15 protein-coding genes are annotated in these 18,804 nt (G+C 74.1%); 8 read left to right on the forward strand and 7 right to left on the reverse strand.

Annotated elements, in window-relative coordinates:
- Positions 1 to 17 precede the first annotated feature (17 nt).
- Together ACZ4UX_RS35630 and ACZ4UX_RS35635 are read right to left on the reverse strand one after the other, a co-directional pair.
- Positions 18 to 1,877, reverse strand: a complete 1,860-nt coding sequence (locus tag ACZ4UX_RS35630; protein WP_465709667.1) for a serine/threonine-protein kinase — start codon at positions 1,875 to 1,877, stop codon at positions 18 to 20.
- A 121-nt stretch (positions 1,878 to 1,998) separates the two neighbouring features.
- Positions 1,999 to 2,577, reverse strand: coding sequence for a TetR/AcrR family transcriptional regulator (locus ACZ4UX_RS35635; RefSeq protein ID WP_465709668.1), 579 nt, complete (start codon positions 2,575 to 2,577; stop codon positions 1,999 to 2,001).
- A 420-nt stretch (positions 2,578 to 2,997) separates the two neighbouring features.
- Between ACZ4UX_RS35635 and ACZ4UX_RS35640 the strand changes: the two genes are divergently transcribed.
- The 3 genes from ACZ4UX_RS35640 to ACZ4UX_RS35650 all read left to right on the forward strand — a co-directional run bounded on the left by ACZ4UX_RS35640 (position 2,998) and on the right by ACZ4UX_RS35650 (position 6,356).
- The gene (locus tag ACZ4UX_RS35640) at positions 2,998 to 4,461 is read left to right on the forward strand and encodes an MFS transporter (RefSeq protein ID WP_465709669.1); all 1,464 of its coding nucleotides are present in this window, start codon (positions 2,998 to 3,000) and stop codon (positions 4,459 to 4,461) included.
- Positions 4,462 to 4,609: 148 nt separating this feature from the next.
- On the forward strand, positions 4,610 to 5,053 hold the full coding sequence (locus ACZ4UX_RS35645) for an RrF2 family transcriptional regulator (protein WP_465709670.1): 444 nt from the start codon (positions 4,610 to 4,612) through the stop codon (positions 5,051 to 5,053).
- Between the two features lie 88 nt (positions 5,054 to 5,141).
- Positions 5,142 to 6,356 (forward strand): globin domain-containing protein, encoded by a 1,215-nt coding sequence (locus ACZ4UX_RS35650; protein ID WP_465709681.1) that lies wholly within the window; start codon positions 5,142 to 5,144, stop codon positions 6,354 to 6,356.
- Between the two features lie 151 nt (positions 6,357 to 6,507).
- Here ACZ4UX_RS35650 and ddaH read toward each other — a convergent pair whose 3' ends face one another.
- Positions 6,508 to 7,335, reverse strand: a complete 828-nt coding sequence (ddaH, locus tag ACZ4UX_RS35655) for a dimethylargininase (RefSeq protein ID WP_465709671.1) — start codon at positions 7,333 to 7,335, stop codon at positions 6,508 to 6,510.
- Positions 7,336 to 7,652: 317 nt separating this feature from the next.
- Positions 7,653 to 8,555 (reverse strand): 4Fe-4S domain-containing protein, encoded by a 903-nt coding sequence (locus ACZ4UX_RS35660; protein WP_465709672.1) that lies wholly within the window; start codon positions 8,553 to 8,555, stop codon positions 7,653 to 7,655.
- Between the two features lie 290 nt (positions 8,556 to 8,845).
- Between ACZ4UX_RS35660 and ACZ4UX_RS35665 the strand changes: the two genes are divergently transcribed.
- Positions 8,846 to 9,628 carry an SGNH/GDSL hydrolase family protein gene (locus ACZ4UX_RS35665; RefSeq protein ID WP_329491165.1) on the forward strand — a complete coding sequence of 261 codons (783 nt, stop codon included), beginning with the start codon at positions 8,846 to 8,848 and terminating at the stop codon, positions 9,626 to 9,628.
- A 7-nt stretch (positions 9,629 to 9,635) separates the two neighbouring features.
- On the opposite strand, the gene ACZ4UX_RS35670 is transcribed toward ACZ4UX_RS35665, so the two are convergent.
- The 3 genes from ACZ4UX_RS35670 to ACZ4UX_RS35680 all read right to left on the reverse strand — a co-directional run bounded on the left by ACZ4UX_RS35670 (position 9,636) and on the right by ACZ4UX_RS35680 (position 11,289).
- Entirely contained in the window at positions 9,636 to 10,067 is a 432-nt protein-coding gene (locus tag ACZ4UX_RS35670) for a ribosomal maturation YjgA family protein (RefSeq protein WP_465709673.1), read from the reverse strand.
- Between the two features lie 185 nt (positions 10,068 to 10,252).
- Positions 10,253 to 10,744, reverse strand: a complete 492-nt coding sequence (locus ACZ4UX_RS35675; RefSeq protein ID WP_465709674.1) for a hypothetical protein — start codon at positions 10,742 to 10,744, stop codon at positions 10,253 to 10,255.
- A 56-nt stretch (positions 10,745 to 10,800) separates the two neighbouring features.
- The gene (locus ACZ4UX_RS35680; RefSeq protein WP_465709675.1) at positions 10,801 to 11,289 is read right to left on the reverse strand and encodes a hypothetical protein; all 489 of its coding nucleotides are present in this window, start codon (positions 11,287 to 11,289) and stop codon (positions 10,801 to 10,803) included.
- Positions 11,290 to 11,857: 568 nt separating this feature from the next.
- Here ACZ4UX_RS35680 and ACZ4UX_RS35685 point away from each other — a divergent pair.
- From ACZ4UX_RS35685 to ACZ4UX_RS35700, 4 genes are all read left to right on the forward strand, one after another.
- Entirely contained in the window at positions 11,858 to 15,820 is a 3,963-nt protein-coding gene (locus ACZ4UX_RS35685; RefSeq protein WP_465709676.1) for a polymorphic toxin-type HINT domain-containing protein, read from the forward strand.
- Positions 15,821 to 15,917: 97 nt separating this feature from the next.
- Positions 15,918 to 16,427, forward strand: a complete 510-nt coding sequence (locus tag ACZ4UX_RS35690) for a hypothetical protein (RefSeq protein ID WP_465709677.1) — start codon at positions 15,918 to 15,920, stop codon at positions 16,425 to 16,427.
- Between the two features lie 272 nt (positions 16,428 to 16,699).
- On the forward strand, positions 16,700 to 17,104 hold the full coding sequence (locus ACZ4UX_RS35695; protein WP_465709678.1) for a hypothetical protein: 405 nt from the start codon (positions 16,700 to 16,702) through the stop codon (positions 17,102 to 17,104).
- A gap of 155 nt (positions 17,105 to 17,259) precedes the next feature.
- On the forward strand, positions 17,260 to 18,702 hold the full coding sequence (locus tag ACZ4UX_RS35700) for a DUF2252 domain-containing protein (RefSeq protein ID WP_465709679.1): 1,443 nt from the start codon (positions 17,260 to 17,262) through the stop codon (positions 18,700 to 18,702).
- The last annotated feature ends 102 nt before the right edge of the window (positions 18,703 to 18,804 follow it).

Here is an 18,804-nt window from a genome sequence, read left to right on the forward strand (position 1 = left end):
GCTGCCGGGTGCCGCGCTCAACTGCCGCGCGGGAAGGACCGCTTCACGGTGCCCTTGGTGTCGGCGGAGAGGTAGCCGCCGCCGTACTCGCCGGACAGGTAGACCTTGATGCTGGGCGTGCCGTCGGAGCTGTCCGGACCGATGATGAGGTAACGGCTGGTCGGGTTGGGGACGTTGAGGGTGTCCTGGGCCTTCTGGAGCAGGGCCGGGATGATGTCCCAGTCGTAGCTCCGCAGGTCGACGGTCTTCTGACGGGACGTCATGGTGCCGCCCGGGGTGCGGGTGACCTTGCCGTCGCGGTAGTTGAGCCGGTCGAACACCGTCGGGTCGGCCGCGGTCGGCCCCTCGGCGCTCGCGTAGGTGGGGTAGACGGTGAGCTGGGTGATCTTGGAATCCGCCAGCGACGGGCGGAAGGCCTCGACCGTCGTGCGGACCCCGGCCGGGGTGAGGAAGTCCGGGGGCACGGCGGACGGGGGCGCGGTCTTGGCCGTCACCGACGGGGCGGCGACCGGCTCGGGCGCGGTCGAAGCGGCGGGGGTGGTGGGGCCCGTGCTGCCGGTCGCCGCCGGGCCGGACGCCGACGGGCCCGGGGCGGCGCCCGCGCCGTTCTCGGCGCCCGAGTCGGGCAGGAGGGTCCAGGTGAGGGCACCCGCCAGTGCGACGGCGACGACCGAGAGGGTGACCGCCCGCGCCCGCCCGCCCCGAGGCTCCGGGGCCGCCGGGCCGGGCGTGGTCGTGCCGGTCGGGACGGCGTCCGCCGGGACCGCGTCGACCGGGTGCCCGGGGAAGCCGGGGCGGCCCGGCCCGGTGGCGCCGGGGTGACCGAACGTGTCGGCCGGGGCGGCGCCGTACCCGTGGCCGCCGCCGTACCCGGGACCGCCGTTACCGCCCCCGCTGTCGTACCCGGATCCGGGCGCGGATCCGGTCCAGGCGTTCATCGCCGGGTCGGTACCGGGCCACGGGGTCGACACGGGCCGCGGGAGGTCGAGACCCGTCGGCGACCAGGCCACCGGACCGCCGGCCGGACCCGGGGCGGCCCCGGCCTCCGCGGCCGCGAGCGCCTGGTCGAGCTGCTCCGCGTTCGGCCGGACCGCCGGATCCCTGGCGAGCACGGCCGCCAGCACCGGGGCGAGCTGCCCCGCCCGCGCCGGCGGCGGCAGCGGCTCGTCCAGGACGGCCGCGAGGGTGGCGAGCGTGGTGGCGCGGCGCAGCGGGTGGTGGCCCTCGACCGCGACGTACAGCATCATGCCGAGCGACCACAGGTCGGACGACGGGTTGCCCTCCGCCCCGCGGATCCGCTCGGGGGCGATGTACTCGGGCGAGCCGATCAGGGCCCCGGTGCTGGTGAGGGCGGTGGCGCCCTGCATGGCGGCGATGCCGAAGTCGGTGAGGACGGGCGTGCCGTCCGGGCGCAGCAGTACGTTTCCGGGCTTGACGTCGCGGTGCTGGATGCCGGCGGCGTGGGCGGCGCGCAGGGCGGAGAGCACGCCGCGGCCGATCCGGGCCGCCTCGGGCACGGTGAGCGGGCCGTGGGAGAGCCGGTCGGCGAGGCTGCCGCCGGTGACCAGCTCCATCACGAGCCAGGGGTGCGGATGGTCGGCGGTGTCGACGATGTGATGGATGATCACCACGTTCGGGTGCTGGAGCCGCGCCAGGGAGCGCGCCTCGCGGAGCACCCGCTCGCGCAGCTCCAGCGCGTCCTCGGGGTTGGCGGCCGCCATCGCCGGGTCGGGCGGGCGGACCTCCTTGAGCGCCACCTCGCGGTGGAGCGCGTTGTCCCGGGCGCGCCAGACCAGGCCCATGCCTCCGCCGCCGAGTCGTTGCAGCAGCTCGAACCGGCCGTCGATGAGCCGTGCGTCCGACCCGTCAGCGTTCATGCCCGTCATCGTAGGAGACGCCGCCGACACGCCGGTGGCCGGGACGGCCCGCACCCGCTTCTCCCAGGTCGCGGGCGAGCGGGCGGGTGCGAACGGCCCGCCAGGGAGCGCCGGTTACCGGTCAGGCGGTGGTCCGCACGCCGTCCAGGGCGATGGCCAGGACGCGGTCGCGCTGCTCCTCGTCGGGGAACGCGACCGAGCTGACCCCCGAGACGAGGCGCAGCAGGTCGTCGATGGACATGTCCGCCCGCGCCACCCCCGCGTCCTGCGCGCGCCTGAGCAGCGGTGCGCTCGCCTCGAACATCGACTGCCGGCAGGCCAGGAAGATGTCCGACTCCTCCCCCTCCAGCGCCTCGCGGATCGCCCGCTTGGTCAGGGTGTAGGCGACGAACCTGCGCAGCCAGCCGGTCAGCGCCTCCCAGGGCGACTCGCCCGACAACTCCCCTGCGGCCAGGCTCAGTTCGTTGACTTCGTTGGCGTAGACCGTCTCGAAGAGGTGCCGACGGGTGGGGAAGTTGCGGTAGAGGGTGCCGATGCCGACGCCGGCCCGCCGGGCGATGTCCTCCAGCGAGGCCTCGGCGCCGTGCTCGGCGAAGGCCTCGCGGGCGGCGACCAGCAGCGCGTCGAAGTTGCGCGCGGCATCGGCGCGGCGCGGGCGCTGGGCCGCCACAAACTCGCCGACCACGACCTGTTCCGTCACTGGGGCTCTCTTTTCGGACACCGGGTTGAAGCGGAGGTACGCCTCCGCTAATCTGGAGGCATGCCTCAACTTTAGCAGTGAGGTCCTGTCCCCGCCCCTGCCGGCACACCCGGTGGAGGCACCAGCACGTCCGTCGATCCGGCACCGGATCCCGAGCACACCCGCCGGCCCGCGCCGTACGCACCGGCCCCGTTGGCCCGTTCTCCAAACCCCTCCCACTTCGCCGCGCGTCCGGCGGTACGCACCACAGCTCCGACCGCACCGGCACCGGCACCGCACAGCGCGCGCCACCCAGCACACAGCGCACGACGCAGCACGGCCACGCACCACGCAGCACGCACGCCAGCACCACGCACACCGCTTCCGCCCGCAGCCCGTGGGCGCGCTCCCCTTGCGCGCCCCATGCCCCGAGAAGGTTCGATGAGCCGCCCGTCCAATCGCCTCACCTTCGGCGTCCTCGCGACCGGCGCGGGCGTGTTCGCCCTGCTCCAGTCGCTGATCACGCCCGCCCTGCCCACCGTCCAGCACGCGATGAACACCTCGCAGGCCACCGTCACCTGGGTGATGACCGCCTACCTGCTCTCCGCCTCGATCTTCACGCCGATCCTCGGCCGGGTGGGCGACCTGGTCGGCAAGAAGCGCACCCTGGTCGCCGCGCTCGGCGCGCTCCTGGTGGGCTGCCTGGTCGCCGCCCTGGCTCCCAACATCACCGTCCTGATCATCGCCCGGGTCATCCAGGGCATCGCCGGCGCGCTCTTCCCGCTGTCCTTCGGCATCATCCGCGACGAGTTCCCCGCCTCCCGGGTGGCGACCGGCATCAGCAACCTGTCCGCCGTCATCGCGGTGGGCAGCGGCCTCGGCATGGTCCTGGCCGGACCGATCGTCGGCGCGCTGGACTACCGCTGGCTCTTCTGGTTCCCGGTGATCATCGTCGCCGTCACCGCCGTGATCGCCCAGCGCTACGTCCCGGAGTCGCCCAAGCGCGCCGAGGGCGCCGACGGCGCGGGCAGTGTCAACTGGCTCGGCGCCGTCCTCCTCTCCGGCTGGCTGGTGGCCCTGCTGCTGCCCATCAGCCAGGCCTCGAAGTGGGGTTGGGGCTCCTTCGGGGTGATCGGCCTGCTGGTCGCGGCCGTCGTCCTGTTCGGCCTCTGGGCCCTGGTCGAGGCCCGCTCGCGCAACCCGCTGATCGACCTGCGGATCATGCGCCTCCCGGCGGTCTGGACGACCAACACCGCCGCCCTGCTCTTCGGCGGCGGCATGTACGCGGTCTGGGCCTTCCTCCCCGGCTTCGCGCAGACGCCGACCTCGGCCGGCTACGGCTTCGGGTCGAGCATCACCGGCGCGGGGCTGCTGATGCTGCCCATGCTGGTCACCATGTTCGTGGCCGGGATCCTCAGCGGGCGCCTCGCCGGCCGGTTCCCCGCCAAGGCCCAGCTGACCGCGGGCGCCGTCTTCGGCTCGGCCGCCTGCGCGATGCTCGCCGCCTGGCACGACCGGCCGTGGCAGGTCGCCCTGGCGGCGGGGGTCTTCGGGCTCGGCATCGGCCTCGCCTTCGCCTCGATGAGCAACCTCATCGTCCAGAGCGTGCCCGCCGCGCAGACCGGCGCGGCCACCGGCATGAACGCCAACATCCGCACCATCGGCGGCTCCATCGGCGCCGCACTGATGACCAGCCTGGTCACCGGCCACCTGCAGCCCTCCGGCCACCCCTACGAATCGGGCTACACCCACGGATTCGCCCTGCTCGCCGCCTTCTGCCTGGCGGCGGCCGTCGCCGCCCTGCTCGTCCCGGCCCGTCGGCCCGCACCGTTCGTGATTGGCGGCCCGGCCGCCGCCGACCCGGTCGCGGGCGCGCCGGCCCGGCCGGAGGCGGTCCGGAGCTGACCGGGCCACCCGCTCGCCCGTCGCACACCACGCGCCCCGCCGGCTCCCGGCGGGGCGCGTCCGCGTGCCACCGGGTGCGGCTCCATCCGGGCGCCGAGGGCGCACCCCAAATTGGAGTACAGAATTCGTATTCGATAGCCTGCCGGGCGTGAGGCTGACCAAGAGCACCGACATCGCCCTCCGCATCGCCATGCGGCTGGCGGTCCTCGACGAGGACGCGAACCCGACCACCCGCGAGGTGGCCGAGTCGGTGGGCGTGCCGTACACCCACGCCGCCAAGGTCGTCAGCCGGCTCCAGCACCTCGGTGCGGTCGAGGCGAGGCGCGGGCGGGGCGGGGGCCTCGCGCTCACCTCCGCCGGCCGGACCGGCTCGCTCGGGGTGCTGGTCCGCGAGCTGGAGGGCGTCGGCGACGTGGTCGGCTGCGAGGACGAGCCGCCCTGCCCGCTACGGGCCGCCTGCCGGCTGCGCGGGGCGCTGCGGACCGCGCAGGAGGCGTTCTTCGCCTCGCTCGATCCGCTCTCGATCGACGACCTGGTCGGCCCGCCCACCGGGCCGGTCCTGCTGAGCCTCTCCGGCAGACCCGCCGACTGACCCCCCGCACCCCGTTCGCCGACCCGTCGGGTCGTGCCTCCGCGCGGCCTTTAATACGCATCTCAGATACCAGTTCGGAGTGAGCCCCATGCTGTCCGCCAAGTCCGCCGAGATCGTCGAAGCCACCCTGCCCGCCGTGGGCGGCGCGATCGGCGAGATCACTCCGCTCTTCTACGACACGCTCTTCGCCGACCACCCGGAGCTGCTGCGCGACCGGTTCAACCGGGGCAACCAGGCCAACGGCACCCAGCGGCAGGCCCTGGCCGGCTCGATAGCCGCCTTCGCGTCCACCCTGATCGCCCACCCCGACCTGCGGCCGGACGCCATGCTCGCCCGGATCGCCCAGAAGCACGTCTCGGTCGGCATCCGGAACGACGAGTACCCGATCGTCCAGAAGTACCTGTTCGCCGCCATCGTCGAGGTGCTCGGCGAGGCCGTCACCCCGGAGGTCGCCGCCGCCTGGGACGAGGTGTACTGGCTGATGGCCAACGCGCTGATCGCCGTCGAGGACCGGCTGCGCGCCGAGACCGCCGCCGCGCAGTCGGGCGACCCGGACGACCTCTGGCGCCGCTTCACCGTGATCGCCCGGCGCCGGGAGACCGACGACGTGACCACCTACCTGGTCCGCCCCGCCGACGGCGGCCCCGTCCCGCCCGCACGGCCCGGCCAGTACGTCTCGGTGCGCGCGACGATGGCGGACGGCGCCCGGCAGATCCGCCAGTACAGCCTCTCGGGGAGCTCCGGCGGCGCGCTCCGGTTCACCGTCAAGCGGGTCGGTGCCGGGGCCGACGGGGCACCGGCCGGCGAGGTGTCGAACCACCTGCACGACCACCTGCACACCGGCGACGTGGTCGAACTCGCCCCGCCGCTCGGCGACCTCACCCTCGCCGACGGCGCCGGACCGGTGCTACTGGCCTCGGCCGGGATCGGCAACACGCCGATGACGGCCATGCTGGACCACCTCGCCGCCACCGGCTCCCCCCGGACGGTGATCTCCGTGCACGGCGACCGGGACCAGCACGCGCACGCCTTCCGGGCCGAGCTCGACCGGCTCACGGCCGAGCTGCCGAACGCCGTCGCGCACGTCTTCTACGAGCGGCCGGTGGGCGACTGGCCCGCCGAGCGCACCGGCCTGGTCGACCTCTCGACGGTCCCGGTCCCGGCCGGGACCGTCGCCTACCTGTGCGGGCCACTGCCCTTCCTGCGCTCGGTGCGGGCCCAGCTGCTCGCCGCGGGCGTGGCGGCCGCCGACATCCACTACGAGGTGTTCGGCCCCGACCTCTGGCTGGGACAGGACGCCTGAACTCAGGCGGCCACCGCCTGAGCGACCACTGCCGGAACCGCTGCCCGAGCGCCCCCGGCCCGAGTGCCTTCCGGACGGCCGGGGGCGCTCTGGGGACGGCCGGGGGCGCTCTGGGGACGGCCGGGGGCGCTCAGGGGACGGCCGGGGGCGCTCAGGCCGGCCGCAGCTCCAGGGTGCAGCACTTGGCGCCGCCGCCGCCCTTGAGCAGCTCGGAGACGTCCACCGGCACCGGTTCGTAGCCGTGCTCGGCCAGCCGGCCGGCCAGCGCCTTGGCGGCCTCCGGCAGCAGGACCCGCCGCCCGTCCGAGACCGCGTTGAGGCCGAACACCTCGGCGTCCGCGCGGTCGGCGAGGATCGCGTCGGGGTAGAGGCTGCGCAGCAGCGCCTGGCTGTCGGGCGTGAAGGCCTCGGGGTAGTACATGACGTGGTCGTCGCCGAGGACGGCGAGCGCGGTGTCCAGGTGGTAGAAGCGCGGGTCGACCAGGGTCAGGCCGAGCACCTGGACCCCGAACAGGGCCCGGGCCTCGGCGTGCGCCGCCGGATCGGTCCGGAACCCGGTGCCGGCCAGCACCCGGCGGCCCACCACCAGGTGGTCGCCCTCCCCCTCGTTGACGTGCCCGGCCCGGTGGACCTCCCGGTAGCCGGCGGACCGGAACCACGCCTCGTGGGCGTCGGACTCGCCGGCCCGCTCGGGGTGCCGGAAGGTCGCGACCAGGACCCGGCCGTCCAGGACGGTGGCGCCGTTGGCGGTGTAGACCATGTCGGGCAGGCCCGGCACCGGCTCGATCAGCTCGACGGTGTGGCCGAGCCGCCGGTAGATCGAACAGAGCCGCTCCCACTGGCGGACGGCGAGCTCGGTGTCGGTCGGCCGGGCCGGGTCCATCCAGGGGTTGATCGCGTAGTCGACGGTGAAGTGCGTCGGCCGGCACATCAGGTAGCGCCGCGGCCTCGCGGTGCGCTCCGGGGTTCGGTTCGGCATGCGGCTACCTCCGCCGTCCGGGACTGCTGGGATCGGGATGCTGTGCGCTGGGGCGCCGGGGCGGTGAAGAACGCGGCCTCGGGTACCGGAGCACGCGGGGCGTGCCGGTGCGTATCGCACCCCAGAGGGCGGCTGCCCACGCGAGTCAGTTCGCACACATGAGCGGACACCATCGCCGGGTGCAACCCCCCGCGCACCCGGCGCGCACCCCGGCGCACGGGGGCGCCGGGTGTAGAGGCGCCGGGCACCGGGGCGCCGGGGCACGGGTGCCCGGAGGCTCCCTCACGATGCCGGGGCGCCGCCGTCCGGCCGCCGGCCTACCAGCGCAGGACGAAGTCGACCGGCCTCGTCCGCAGCCCGGCGCACCGCGCGGCCAGCGCCCGCAGCCGCCGGTCGGCCTCCTCGGCCGGCATCCGCCGCCGGTCGCCGTGCCCCGGCAGCACCCACTCGAAGCGCAGGCGCCCGACGCCGCGGGCGAGCGAGGCCGCCAGCTCCTCCATCGAGTACCAGGTGACCCCGTCGGCCACCTCCAGGTCACCGGTGGTGCGCGACCAGTAGAAGCTGTCGCCGCTGAAGCAGTACCGGTCGTCGGCCACGTACAGGACGCTGCCCAGGGTGTGCCCCGGGAACGGTTGGGCCACGACCCCGGGGGCGATCTCCACGGGTTCCCGGCCGCGCAGCACCCGGTCGGCGTCGGGCACGGCGTCGAGGTCCCCCTCGTGGATCCAGAGCCGCGCGCCGAACCGGTCGGCGTACGCGCGGCCGTGCGCCGCGTGGTCGCGATGGGTGAGCAGCACGTCGGTCACCGGGCCGAGCGCCTCGTAGCGGGCGGCCAGCGGTTCGGCGAACCGGGGCGTGTCCACCATCAGGTACCCGCCGGGCCGGCGCAGCAGGTACGCGTTGGCGCCGGCGGTGTGCTGGGAGTTGTGGCCGCACAGCAGCAGGTACTCGTCGAGCGCGAGCGGGAACGGGTCCCGTGCCGGGTCGAGCGGCCGGCCGCGGAGGCGGACGGAACGGGTGGGGCAGGCGTGGGCGGCGGCGTACAGCTGCCGCAGCTCGGCCTCGTCTCGGGGCGGGCGGACGACCTCGGAGCGGCCGTCGCGTTCGTGGATCAGATCGGGGGCGAGCTGGCGGGCGACGTCGCAGTTGGTGCAGCGGTCGTCGACGTACCAGCCCGTTCCGGGGGTCCCGGACGCGGTGAGGGGATCGGTGTCGGTCATGCTTGCGCCCTCCTGGGTGGGGCGCCCGCCGAACGGCGGGGCCCTTCCAGGGTGGGCACCGGCGGACCGGAAGCGGAAGGGGGTCGCGATCTTGTCATTTCTCCGACGGAGCTATCTGGGTCACCGCCCTGACGGGCCATCAGGTCGGTTCGAGCGCCCGCCGCCCCCGGCGCGCCCCGCCCCCCGCGATATTCCCGGAACCTGCTGAATCCGTACGTGGTCCATCTCACGTCCCCCCGAGGGCCACCTACGGTGGCGTAGGTCACTTGAGACAGTGAACTATCTCCTTCATGCCGAACCTCCAGGAGACTCTTGACCTCAGTTCGTACGCGGCCCTCGGGGACAGCTTCACCGAGGGGCTCAACGACCCCGGCGTCGGGGGCGCCTTCGCCGGCTGGGCCGACCGGCTCGCCGGCCTGCTCGCCGACGGACGCCCGCCGGGCGAGTTCCGCTACGCCAACCTCGCGGTGCGGGGCCGGCTGCTCGACCAGGTCACGGCGGAGCAGGTGCCGCAGGTCCGGCGCATCCAACCGGACCTGGTGACCTTCTGCGCCGGCGGCAACGACATCCTGCGACCCGGCAGCGACCCGGACGAGGTCGCCGAGCGCTTCGAGCGCGCCATCGTCCAACTCACCGAGTCCGCCGGGACGGTGCTCATCTGCACCGGCTTCGACACCCGGGGCGTGCCGCTGCTGAAGCACCTGCGCGGCAAGATCGCCACGTACAACGGCCACATGCGGGCCGTCGCCGACCGCAACGGCTGCAAGGTCGCGGACCTCTGGTCGCTGCGCGCGGTGCAGGACCGCCGGGCGTGGAGCGAGGACCGCCTGCACCTCTCGCCCGACGGCCACCAGCGGGTCGCCCTGCTGGCCGCCCGCTCGCTGGGCCTGCGCACCGAGCAGGACCCGGAGGCGCCCTGGCCGGTCCTGCCGTACCAGTCCGCCGCCGACCAGCGCCGGGAGAACCTCCAGTGGGCGCGCGAGTTCCTGCTGCCGTGGGTCGGCCGCCGACTGCGCGGCGAGTCCTCCGGCGACCACGTCGAGGCGAAGCGGCCGGAGCTGCTCCCGCTCTGACGAACCGTCAGGCCCGGCCGGGTGCGGTCCCCCTCCCCACGGAAGCGGACCGCACCAGCCGGGCCGCCCCCGCGTGCAGCAGCGCGGCGGCCGCCGCGCCGACCAGGTACCAGCAGAGGTCCGGCGCGTTGAAGGTGGACCCGAGCACCAGCCGGGCCACCGTGCTGCGCCGCGCCAGGTCGTCGGGGACGCCGGTGAGCTGGAACAGCTCCACCGCCCAGCTCAGCCCCGCCGCCACCGCACCGGCGGCCACCGGACGCAGCCGCGGCGCGACGAGCACCACCAGGGCGTACACCAGCACCGTGTAGAGCGCGTCGCCCGCGTACTTGGCGACCTCGCCCCCGCCGACCGCCCGCACCCCGAGCCCGGCCCCCACCACCAGCACCGCCGCCACCCCGGCCACCGCCCGGACACCGCCACTCCCCCGAAGCTCACCCATCGGGCCAGCCTAGTGTCCGCCCCGGCCGGAGCCGCCGGGCGCACGGCGGCTCCGGCCGGGGCGGCGCCCCACCGACGGCGGGCGGGACGTGCGAAGGCGGGATCACCCGCCGCGAACTCCCACCCGCCCCCGGTGCACCGGCCGTGCACGCGGGTTCGCCCACCGAGCGACGCACCGCCGACCGGTCAGCCGGTGACCCGGAGCTCCACGAGGGTCGTCGTCGGCCGACCCAACCCCTCGCCGACACCCTGGAAACCGTCCTTGGGCACGTCGGCGCCCTGGGAGACGCCGGCCGCGGTGAGCCCGGCGTGCAGGGCGCGTCCGACGGTCTGGACGGCGAAGACGTCCGACAGTTCCAGGGTGAGGAAGCCGGTCGTGGCGGTGGCGGTGAAGCAGACCTGGTTGCCGGGGTTACCGGGTGCCCTGGTCCAGATCTGGATCTGGGACGGCTTGGCGCAGTCGGCGAGGATAATGTGCCCGTCCCCACGCAGCAGCTTGACGTTGGTGATGACCGCCGCACCCGGATAGGCGAAGTCCTCGACCGCCGGCGGCGGCGTGGAGTTGTCGGTGGGCGCTGGCGGCGGTGCGGTGTCGGCGACGGCGAGTGCGGTCACGCCGAGCAGTCCGGCAGCGGCCACGGCAACGGTCACCGCCCAACCGCGGACGCGGTGTCTCATGGGTCTCCCCGGATCGGTCGAGAGGTCAACGAACGGCGGCGCTCCCGTCGTACGGGTCAGCCGGTGACGCGTAGTTCGACGAGCATGGTGGGCTTCTGCCCGAGAGCCTCACCCACGCCGGCCGCGCCGCCCTTGGCGACCTCGACACTCTGCTGGACGCCGTCGGCGACGAGGTCGGCCCGGACCGCCCGGTCACCGGCCTGGATCATGAACGTCTGCGGAAGTTCGAGCGCCAGGTAGCCGGTGGTGCCGGTGACCTTGAAGCAGACGCCGGGGCCACCGCTGGGGCTCAGCACGGCCCGGCTCCAGAGCTGGATCTGGGTCACGGTGTTGCAGTCGGCCAGGATGATGTGGCCGTCGCCGCGCAGAAGCTTCAGCTGCGGGTACGGGGAGGCCCCGGGGTAGACGAAGTCCTCGACCGCCGGCGGCGGGGTGTCGGTGTCACCTCCGGGCGCCGTGTCGGCGGTGGCGAGCGCGGTGGCACCGAAGGTGGTTGCCGCCGCGAAGGTACCGGCGATCAGCCAGCGGGATATGCCGCTCTTCATCTCGACTTCCTTTCGCGTTGGTTGTGACCACACCGCCGGGCGATATGGCACGACCGGTCCGGAGAAATGCTCCGAAGCCGCTCGAATTCGACGAACACGCGCGACAGGAAGAACCCGCGCACCCATCGCCGCTCACTGGCCGACCCCTCGCCCGACTTTGCGAAGCGCAGTCTAGGACACGGCTGATTGATCCTCATATCACTTACAGCATTGGCTCGAACGTCATCATCCGGGCCGCGTCGGCGAACCAGGGTCACGGTAGTGCGGTCGGCGACAGCCAGTTTGTCCGACTCCTCCCGCACAAATCAGAACGGACACCTACGAATCATGGAGAAGCTGACCTCACGCCAATTCTCCATCTTTGGGATCTTTTTGCCTCCGGATGGCCGGTAATCGACCTGCTGACGGTTCGCCGAATCTGGTTATGCTCCAATCCGCGCCGACGTTCGGCGAAATGAGGTCGGGAGGGATTCCGGTGGGTGGAATATTGATCCGGTCCAGGCGGGGAAGGGGGGACAGGCCGTCCACGGCGACGGCGGTCAGCCTCCGCTTGCTGCCCCTGGCCCTCGTGGCCGGCCTGTTGGGCGTCGCGCCCGCCGTGGCGGCGGATCCGACGACCGCGGAGATCCCCCTCACGAACCGCGGCCGGGTGGTCGCGTACTGGAAGGACGGCGGGGCCGCCGTGAAGGCGGCCGCGGAGGCGGCCCTGACCGGCTCCGACGCGGATGTGCGCACGTTCCTGGACAACGCCCGCCTGCTGGCCCAGGTCCAGGACGACCAGGTCGGCACGGCGCAGATCTTCACGCTCGGCGGAGCCGGGGTGCGGGAGGCGGCGCGCAAGGCGCTGGCCGGCACCCCCGACGACCTCCGGCTCTTCCTGGACGGCGGCTGGCAGGAGCCCCTGAGGGCCGACCAGCAGGTGAAGGCCGCGTCGCTGATGAACGGCGCGGGCCGCGGGGTCCAAGAGGCTGCGAGGGCAGCCCTGAACGGCACCCCTGACGACGTCCAGGCCTTCCTCAACGAGGGCCGGTACGCCGCCCAGGACGCCGACGACCGGGTGAAGCTGGTCCAGATCCTCAGCGACGGCGGCCCGAACACCCAGGCCGCCGCGCGGCTGGCCCTCAACGGGTCGATCGACGACATCCGGGAGTTCCTGGAGGTCGGCCAGCACGTCGCCAGGGCCCGGGACGTCGAACGGACCAGCATCGCGCAGCTGACCCAGCAGGCCAAGGAGGCGTCCGCGCAGGCCGTCCAGGAGACGGAGCTCGCGAAGGAGGCATCCGCCCAGGCGGTCGCGGCCTCCCAACTGGCCAAGGAAGCGGCGGCGAAGGCGGCGGCGGAGACCGAGGCGGCACGCAACGACACGGTCAAGGCCGGTGCCGCCGCCGATCGTGCCGCCGCAGCGGCCGGACGGGCAGCGGACGCGGCCCAGACCGCGGTCAAGGCCGCCCGGTCGGCGACCAACTCCGCTCGCACCGCGGCCAGCGCGGCCACCCAGGCCGCCTACGCGGCCGCGGGTGCGGCTCAGGCGGCGACGACGGCCCGCAACGCGGCGGCCGGCGCCGCGACCGACCGGGGCAAGGCCGACGCCGCCGCCCAGGCCGCAGTCGCCGCCGAGACCGCGGCGAAGGCCGCCGAGGCTTCCTCCGGCGCGCTGACCCAGGCCAACGCGGCCGCCACCGCCAGCCAGCAGGCCGCCGACTCCGCCCTGAGCGCCGGCGGCAACGCGCTGGCCGCCTCCGTCGCGGCCGACCAGGCCGGAGGCTTCGCCGACGCGGCGGGCGCCCAGTCGGCGAAGGCCAAGGCGGCTGCGGCGGCCACCCGCCGTCAGGCCCAGGAGGCCTCCCGGGCAGCCACCGCCGCCAAGGCCCTGGCCGGTGAGGCCGCCCAGGCCGCCTCCCAGGCCAAGGTGCTCGCGAACTCCGCGGCCACGCACGCCCGGAACGCCGCGGCGGCCGCCCAGGACGCGGCACAGCACGCCGGTGAGGCCGCCCAGGCCGCCGAGCGGTCCCAGGCCCACGCCGACGCCGCCGTGCTGGCCGCGCAGACAGCCAAGGACGCGGTCGACGAGGCCAACCGGATCCAGGACCTCGCGCGACGTGCCGAGGCCGAGGACCTGACAGCCCGTACCGCCGCGTCCCTGGAGAAGGCCAGGACCGCCAAGGCCGCGTACGACGACAAGCAGGTGGCTATCGGCCAGGCCGTCCAGGACCTACGCCGGACGAAGGACGAGGCCGACCGCCTCGCCGCCGCACTGACCCAGGCGAACCCGGACACCGCGACCATCGCCAGTGACGGCCGCAAGCTCGCGATCCTGTCCATGAAGATCGCCGGACCCTGGGAGAGCGCCGCGGCCCAGGCGGCGCTCGCAGGCGACGACGAGGCCGTCCTGGCCTTCGTCCGCACCGGCCGCGGCCAGGCGATCGACCTGGACAACCGGGACCGGGTGTCGAACCTCGCCATCGGCTCCGAGCTGCCCACCGTCCGTGACGCCGCGACCCAGGCCCTCAAGGGCGACGCGAACGTCGTCGCGACCTTCCTGAACACCGGTCAGTACCAGTCGGCCACAGCCGACTTCCAGGTCAGCGTGGCCGGAATCGTCAACGGCGCCGGCCCCGGCGTCCAGGCCGCCGGCCGCGCGGCGCTCAACGGCAGCGTCAGCGCGCTGCGTGACTTCCTCACCAGTGGCCGCCACCTGGCCCAGCTCTCCGACGACCAGGTCGTCGCTGCCGGGCTCCGCCAGTCCGGTGGCCCCGAGGTCAAGGCTGCGGCCCAGATCGCCCTCGAAGGCCCACCGGAGGTGCTCCGCGCCTTCGCCGAGACGGGGCAGTACACCGCCGCACGCAAAGACGCGCTGGCCGCCACCCACGTGGCCGAGATCCAGCGCATGATCGCCGAGGCATCGGCAGTCACCGCGTACGCCCAGCAGAGCGCCGCACTCGCGGTCGAGGTGGCCGCCCTCGCCCGCAACGCCTCCGACGAGGCCGGCACCGCTTCCGCCCAGGCCAACGCGGCCGCCAACGCCGCGGCCGGCTACGCCACCGAGGCGCGCAACAAGGCCGACGCGGCCGCCGTCAGTGCCCAGAAAGCCGCCGAGTCGGCGAAGACCGCTACCGCCGCCGAGGCCTCCGCCCGGCACTCGGCCGCCTCGGCCTCGTACTCGGCGGCGAAGGCTCAGGACTCCGCCAACGCGGCACGCGCCTCCGCCTCGGACGCCTACCAGTCCGCCGCCCAGGCTCGCGCCGACGCGGCGGCGGCAGGCCAGGACAAGGAGACGGCGGCACGGGCGGCGAACAACGCCTTCGAGTCCTACAGGACCAAGGTCGCCGCCGAGCAGGAAGCCGCCCGCGTGGCGGCCGCCGAGGCCCAGGCGAAGCAGCAGGCCGAGGCTGAGAAAAAGGCGGCCGTCGATGAGTTGGAGGAGACGCTCCGCCAACAGGCCAAGAACGACAAGTCGGACTGGCTGGACACCGCCCTGGACATCACCCACGGCTTGCTCGACCTCGTCGGCGGCATCGGAGGCATATTCGCCCCCGGGTTCGCCGACATCGCGGACCTCATCAACTGCGGGATCTACGCCCTGCAGAAGGACGTCGAGAACGCGATCCTGTCCTGCGTCGGTGCCATCCCGCTCGCCGGGGACGCCGCAGCCGTCGCCAAGCTCGCCAAGTGGGCCGAGAAGATCCCCGGCGGGAAGAAGGTGATGGACTTCCTCAAGAAGCTCTTCGACAAGATCCCCGGGACGTGCCTCACCAAGAACAGCTTCCCGGCCGGCACCAGGGTCCTGCTGGCCGACGGTTCGACCAAGCCGATCGAGCAGGTCCGGGTCGGTGACCAGGTCCTCGCCACCGATCCACAGACCGGGGTGACCGGCGCGCGCCGGGTCGGGGCGACCATCTACACCCCGGACGACGACGACTTCACCGACCTGACGGTCGCCGGGGAGAACGGGGCCGGGAGCCTGACCGCCACCGACCACCACCCGTTCTGGTCGGTGGAGCAGCGGGCATGGACCGATGCCGACCGGCTCCGGGCCGGCGACGCCCTCCGCACCCCGACCGGCGGACAGGTGGTCATCTCCGCGGTGCGGGACCACAAGGTGGTCCAGCCCGCCTTCAACCTGACCGTCGACGAGCTGCACACCTATTACGTCCTGGCCGGAACTGCGCCGGTCCTGGTCCACAACTGCCCGATGAAGCGCGGGGCGAACGACCTCAAGAACGTCAAGCTGCCCAGGGGCTTCGAGGGCGTCGACCTGACGCACACCCGGGACCGGCACGTCCCGGGCGGCCGCGCGGTCGACCCGCGCTCCGACCTCTGGCCGGCGGAGATCACGGACACCGAGCTGGAGTGGATCGGCCAGCAGCTGCTGAACAACAATCCGACGGTGATCGGCTTCGACCCGGACAGCCGCATGATCCAGGCGACCGCCGTTGTCAACGGTGTGGTCATCCAGTTCCAGATCCCGAAGGGCGGCGGCCTGATCCGGTCGTTGTATCCCAAGTCGCCCTGGAAGCTCCTGGGCAAGTGAGCGGACGGCGGCCGAACCTCGTGCCGACCGGTCGGCCGGGTCTAGGCTTGGACGGCGCCCGGGACACGGGTCAGATCCTCACCTCGGGAACGGTGACATGTTCGATCTGCACGTCCCTCTCGACGACCTCCGAGTGGACTCGCGTCGGCCGCTGTTCGTCGACGGCCGGGTATGGCTGACGATGGACGGCCGGGAGTTCCCCGCAGCCCGGTGGAGCGACTCGGCCCTCTCCGTGGTTGGCTCGCTGGGGCGGGCCGTGGCCGGCGCGCTCGACGGCGAGACCGTCGACTTCTACTTCTTCGAAGGCTCCTATTTCGTCCGGTTGACCCCCCTCCCCGCAATGCCCCGCGCACCGCGCCGGGTCCGCGTGACCGCGGTGGACGACGGCGGCACCTGGGCCGCGGACGCCGACGGAAACGCCGTCGCGGTGGGGGACGGCGAGGTGTGCGCCGAGGTCGTCGTCCCGCTGCGCGAAGTCGCCGAGCGCCACGGCGCGGTTCTGGCGCTGCTCGACGGCTGGGCTTCGGCCCAGCGTGAGGCCGAGGTGGCCCACGTGCTGTCCCGGATGTACCGCTACGACGCCGCCGACCCGCGCTTCGACTGCTGAGCTATGGAGCTGCCCCGACCACCGCGCGCCGCCCGGCTCGTCGCCCCGGGCCCCGCCGCACCCCCGACGGTCACCCGGCGGGCCGGTCACGAGCCGGGGACCACCCGGTGCCGCGGTGGCGCCCGGTCGGTGGGGGACGGAGAATCCTTGGTGGTCCCGGTTGGTCCGGAGCCGCCCCGCGCGCGGTCGGCGGGCGCCGTCGCCGACCCGTACGCGCGCGCCTCCTCGGGGGCGTCCACCGGTCGGCGGTGGTGGCACGATCCGGAGCTGACATGACCGATCCGCGCACGATCCTCTGGCAGGCACGCCAAGGCCCCGTGCCGACGGACTGGCACGTCTTCACCAAGAGGCGGGGCAAGCTGAAGGGGTTCTTCCGGGGGACGTCGGACGATCCGGACCCGCTGCTGGTCATCACCCCGGACGGCACCGTCGAGTACACGGACGAGCGCCACCCGCCGGCCGTCGTCGACTTCTACGCCCTCACCGACATCACCCTCCAGGTGAGGGGGCAGAGCTTCTCCGACAGCACCATGGTGAACCTCACCGTGTGGATCGACCTCCAGTACCGCGACGGCACGAAGGCGAAGTGGCGGTCCGCGTCCTTCCCGGGCGACCTGCGGGCCGTCCAGGGCTTCATCGAGGCGTACGGCGCCCACAAAGCACTTCTCGGGGGCTGACGCCGCGCCCCGCCCCCGCAACCGCGGTACCGCCCCGGGCGCCCCTCCCTCCCGACGGGTTGTCCGGGCGGGCGGGTAACCTGCTGCCCGGCCCGCCGACGGGCCGGGTCCGCGCAGGTCGCGGGCGGGAACGACAGAGGACGGGGCGGGGCACCATGACGCAGCTCACCGAAGCGGTGGAGGAGTCCGGCGTGCGGGCGGAAGCGGCCGGCCGGGGGCGGCGGTTCGCCGTCGACGGGTTCGCGCCGCACCACGACGGCCGCTCCCGCGAGCGCGGCAAGGCCCTGCGCGAGCGCATCCCGCGCGAGCGGCACGCCGAGTTCGCCACCGCCGACGGCCGTCCGACCGCCATAGCGGCGATCGAGGCGTCCAACGCCGGGCGGATCACCGAGCTGGTCCCGATCCGGCTGGGCCGGATGGCGGCCACGCCGTTCGCCTTCCTGCGCGGCTCGGCCGGCCTGATGGCCGCCGACCTCGCCCCGACGCCCACCTCCGGGATCACCGCCCAGCTCTGCGGCGACGCGCACGCGGCCAACTTCGGCCTGTACGGCGACGCCCGCGGGCAGCTGGTGATGGACATCAACGACTTCGACGAGACCGTGCCCGGCCCGTGGGAGTGGGACCTCAAGCGGCTCGCCGCCAGCCTGGTACTGGCCGGCCGCGAGGTCGGGGCCGACGAGACCACCGCCCGCCAGGCCGCGTTCGACGCCGCCGGCTCGTACCGCCGCACCATGCGCGCGCTGGCCAAGCTGCCCGTCCTGGACGCCTGGAACGCCGTCGCCGACGACCAGCTGGTCTCGTTCGCGCAGGCGCACGACCTGGCCGACGCCCTGCAGAAGGTCGGCGCGAAGGCGCTGGGCAACACGAGCGCCAGGTTCGCGGCCAAGTCCACCGTCCGCGCGCAGGACGGCGGCCTGCGGTTCACCGCGGCGCCCCCGGTGCTCAGCGAGGTCCCGGACGCGACGGCCGCCGCGGTGGCCGCCGCGCTGGGCCCCTACGTCGGCACGGTGCCCGCGGAGCTGCACCCGCTGCTCGCCCGCTACCGGGTGCAGGACGTGGCGTTCCGCGTGGTGGGCACCGGCAGCGTCGGCACCCGCTCGTACGTCGTGCTGCTGACCGACCACCGGGAGCAGCCGCTGGTGCTCCAGGTGAAGGAGGCCCGGCCGTCGGTCCTGCTGCCGCACCTGGCCCGCGCCGGGTACCCGGTGACCGCGCCGGAGGGCCACGAGGGCCGCCGGGTGGTCCTCGGCCAGAAGCGGATGCAGGTGGTCAGCGACACCCTGCTCGGCTGGACCACCGTGGACGGACTGCCCTACCAGGTACGGCAGTTCCGCAACCGCAAGGGCAGTGTGGACCCGGCGGCGCTGCTGCCCGCCCAGCTCGACGACTACGCCCGGATCACCGGCGCCCTGCTCGCCCGGGCCCATGCGCACACCGCCGACCCGGGCCTGATCACCGGCTACTGCGGCAAGAACGAGGCGCTGGACGAGGCGGTCGCCACCTTCGCGGTGGCGTACGCGGACCGGACCGAGGCGGACCACGCCGACCTGGTCACGGCCGTCCGGGCGGGCCGGCTCCCGGCCGAGCACGGCGTCTGATCCCGGGCGCGGGGGGGGGGGGGGGGGGGGGGGGGGGGGGGGGGGGGGGGGGGGGGGGGGGGGGGGGGGGGGGGGGGGGGGGGGGGGGGGGGGGGGGGGGGG

The organism is Kitasatospora sp. NPDC028961 (genome assembly GCF_055564815.1).